This window comes from uncultured Corynebacterium sp. (assembly GCF_945649885.1).
Lineage (GTDB): Bacteria > Actinomycetota > Actinomycetes > Mycobacteriales > Mycobacteriaceae > Corynebacterium.
This window is the reverse complement of sequence record NZ_CALZFS010000196.1, coordinates 1-2,952: the sequence shown is the minus strand read 5'-3', so window position 1 is coordinate 2,952 and position 2,952 is coordinate 1. Positions and strand designations below refer to the sequence as shown.

Annotated in this window: 4 protein-coding genes; 2 read left to right on the top strand and 2 right to left on the bottom strand. The window is 58.5% G+C overall.

Annotated elements, in window-relative coordinates:
• Positions 1–654, bottom strand: a complete 654-nt coding sequence (gene msrA, locus Q0M74_RS13680; RefSeq protein WP_293955385.1) for a peptide-methionine (S)-S-oxide reductase MsrA — start codon at positions 652–654, stop codon at positions 1–3.
• 243 nt (positions 655–897) lie between these two features.
• On the opposite strand from msrA, the gene Q0M74_RS13675 reads away from it, so the two are divergent.
• On the top strand, positions 898–1,500 hold the full coding sequence (locus Q0M74_RS13675) for a superoxide dismutase (RefSeq protein WP_293955383.1): 603 nt from the start codon (positions 898–900) through the stop codon (positions 1,498–1,500).
• Between the two features lie 9 nt (positions 1,501–1,509).
• Here Q0M74_RS13675 and Q0M74_RS13670 read toward each other — a convergent pair whose 3' ends face one another.
• Complete coding sequence (locus Q0M74_RS13670) at positions 1,510–2,457, bottom strand: LysR family transcriptional regulator (protein WP_293955381.1); 948 nt, start codon at positions 2,455–2,457, stop codon at positions 1,510–1,512.
• 85 nt (positions 2,458–2,542) lie between these two features.
• Here Q0M74_RS13670 and Q0M74_RS13665 point away from each other — a divergent pair.
• Positions 2,543–2,952, top strand: a 410-nt coding sequence (locus Q0M74_RS13665; RefSeq protein WP_293955378.1) for an MFS transporter, incomplete at its 3' end; no start/stop codon positions are given.

Sequence of the window (2,952 nt, the reverse complement as noted above, 5' to 3'; positions counted from 1 at the left end):
CTAGTCCCTCACACCACAGGGGATACCGGTGGAGTGATGCGGGCAGTAGCCATCAGGGTTCTTGTCCAGGTACTGCTGGTGGTAGTCCTCCGCCAGGTAGTAGTCCTCCGGCGCGATCACGGCGATCTCCGTGGTGATCTCCCCGAAGCCATGGGATTTCAGGTCTTCTCCATAAGCGGCGACGATCTTGCGGACAGTTTCCGCGTCTTCTTCCCTGTCGACAAAGAAAGCAGAGCGGTACTGGGTTCCCACATCATTGCCCTGGCGGTATCCCTGGGTGGGGTCATGCGCTTCCAGGCCCATGGCGATCAGTTCCCCGAGGCTGACCTTCTCCGGATCATAGACAACCTCCACGATCTCGGTGTGTCCGGTACGCCCGGAACAGACCTCACGGTAGGTGGGGTTCGGGGTGTAGCCGCCGGCATAGCCCGCAGAGGTGGATTCCACGCCGTCCACCTGCCAGTACATCTGCTCCACACCCCAGAAACAACCCAGCCCGATCCAGACGCGCTTTTGTCCATCTTTCCATGGGCCGGTGACAGGGGTGCCTAGGACGGTATGTGACTGTGGAGACTCCAGGACAGGGTGTCGGCCACCTTTGAGGGCTTCCTCGGGTGACACCATCACAGGTTCAGGGGCGAAAAACCATGCCATCGTGAAGTTCCTTCCATAAGGGGTTTATTGTTGTCGACTCTACTCCTCCACAACCAGGGCCCCTCCGCTCATATTCCAGCCCATAATTATGATGCAATAAATAGGATTTATGAAAAAATCGTTGCGTTATCAACAAAACCGCCTATGATTGAACTAAGGCATCGCACCCATGTGGAGGTCACTCGCTGACGAGTCGCCGAAATCTGTATATGCTCGGTGCCGAACCCAACGAAAGGAAACAACATGGCTGTTTACGAACTTCCAGAACTTGACTACGCATACGACGCTCTCGAGCCACACATCGCGGCTGAGATCATGGAGCTGCACCACTCCAAGCACCACGCAACTTACGTCGGTGGCGCTAACGCTGCTCTCGAGGCACTGGAGAAGGCACGCGAAGAGGGCACCAACCCTGACCAGATCCGTGCACTGTCCAAGAACCTTGCTTTCAACCTGGGTGGCCACGCTAACCACTCCGTGTTCTGGAAGAACCTTTCCCCTAACGGTGGCGGCGAGCCTACCGGTGAGCTGGCTGAGGCAATCAACCGCGACTTCGGTTCCTTCGCCAAGTTCCAGGATCACTTCAACTCCGCAGCACTGGGTCTTCAGGGCTCCGGCTGGGCAGTTCTCGGCTTCGACCACGTTGCAGGTCGCCTCGTCATCGAGCAGCTGACCGACCAGCAGGGCAACATCTCTGTCAACATCACCCCACTGCTGATGCTCGACATGTGGGAGCACGCCTTCTACCTTCAGTACAAGAACGTTAAGGCTGACTACGTCAAGGCTGTCTGGAACGTCTTCAACTGGGATGACGTTGCAGAGCGTTTCGCAGGAGCTTCCAAGTAAGCACGGCTTTCAATCAACCGCTCCCTTTTCAGGGAGCGGTTTTTGCTCTTTCAAGGCAAAGCGGGACTCTGCCACGAAATCCCGGAACACCTCAACAGCAGGTGCCGGTTCGGCGGCAGCACGACACACCAGTCCCAGGTCACGGTGAGCAGGCGGGACCAGGGGCCGCAGGTTCACCCCCACGGTGGGCAGATAAGGATCACCCAGCGGCAGCACACCCACACCAAGACCGGCGCTGACCAGTCCTGACACCGTGGTCAGCTCCATTGATTCGAAGACAATGTTCGGGGTCATGGCAGCATCGGTGGCGAGGGCGTCGAGAAGCACCCTGGTACCGAAACCAGGAAGCATCGCAACAAAAGGCTCGCTGGCAGCCTCCCGCAGACCGATGGGGCCCTCCCCATCGAGACGGTGTCCCTCCGGCACTGCGAGCGCGAGCCGCTGGCGCAACAGCGGCGACCACCCCAACCCAGCTCCAACTTCTGCCGGCTTGGGGCCCACAAGTGCCAGATCAGACTCATCTGCAAGGACACGTTCCACCAGGTTGTTTGCCGAGCCCTGGTGCAGTTGGAACTCCACACGCGGATGATCGATGCGGAAGGTACGGATCAGTTCCGGCACCATCCAGGTACCCAGCGAATGCATGAAATCCAGGCGGATCGTGCCCAACTCCGGGTCCATGAGCCGCTGAATCTCGGCGGCTGCTGCATCCACCTCCCTGGTGATGCGACGGGCATGCCGCAAAAAGGTCTGCCCCCGAAGGTTGAGGAAGAGTCTGCGCCCGGCGCGTTCAAACAGCGGGGTGCCCACGTGTTTTTCCACGCGCGCTACACGACGCGACAATGTGGGCTGCGGGAGTCCTAAGCGGTCAGCAGTTTCACTAAGATGCCCTGACTCCGCCACCGCGATGAAGCAGCGGAGGTCTTCTATTCTCATGTCCCCGGTGGTGTTGCCCATGGTCACCCACCATATGCAGAAAGTGTATGAAAAACAGATGTTTCTAACATTTTACTAATCAACGGTGGTGGCTGATGATGGTGCCATGAGCGAAGTCAGGACGGTAGCCACTGGGGAATACCAGGGTATTGAACGTGGATCACGTAGTTATCTGCGCGCGGTCCTGGCGATGTTGGCTGCTGGCCTGGCCACCTTCAACTCGCTGTACTGTACACAGGCACTGCTGCCCACCATGACTGCTGAACTGGGTATCACGCCTTTCGAGTCCGCCCTGACAGTCTCTGCCGCCACTGGCATGCTGGCGTTATGTATCGTGCCGGCGTCGATTCTCTCGGAGAAGTTCGGCCGGGGCAAGGTACTAATCATCTCCCTGATATTGGCAGCGGTGATCGGACTGATCATTCCCTTCGCCCCCAGCATCACCACCTTGATTGCTCTGCGGGGACTTCAGGGAGCCCTTCTCGCTGGCGCTCCGGCGGTGGCCATGACCTGGCT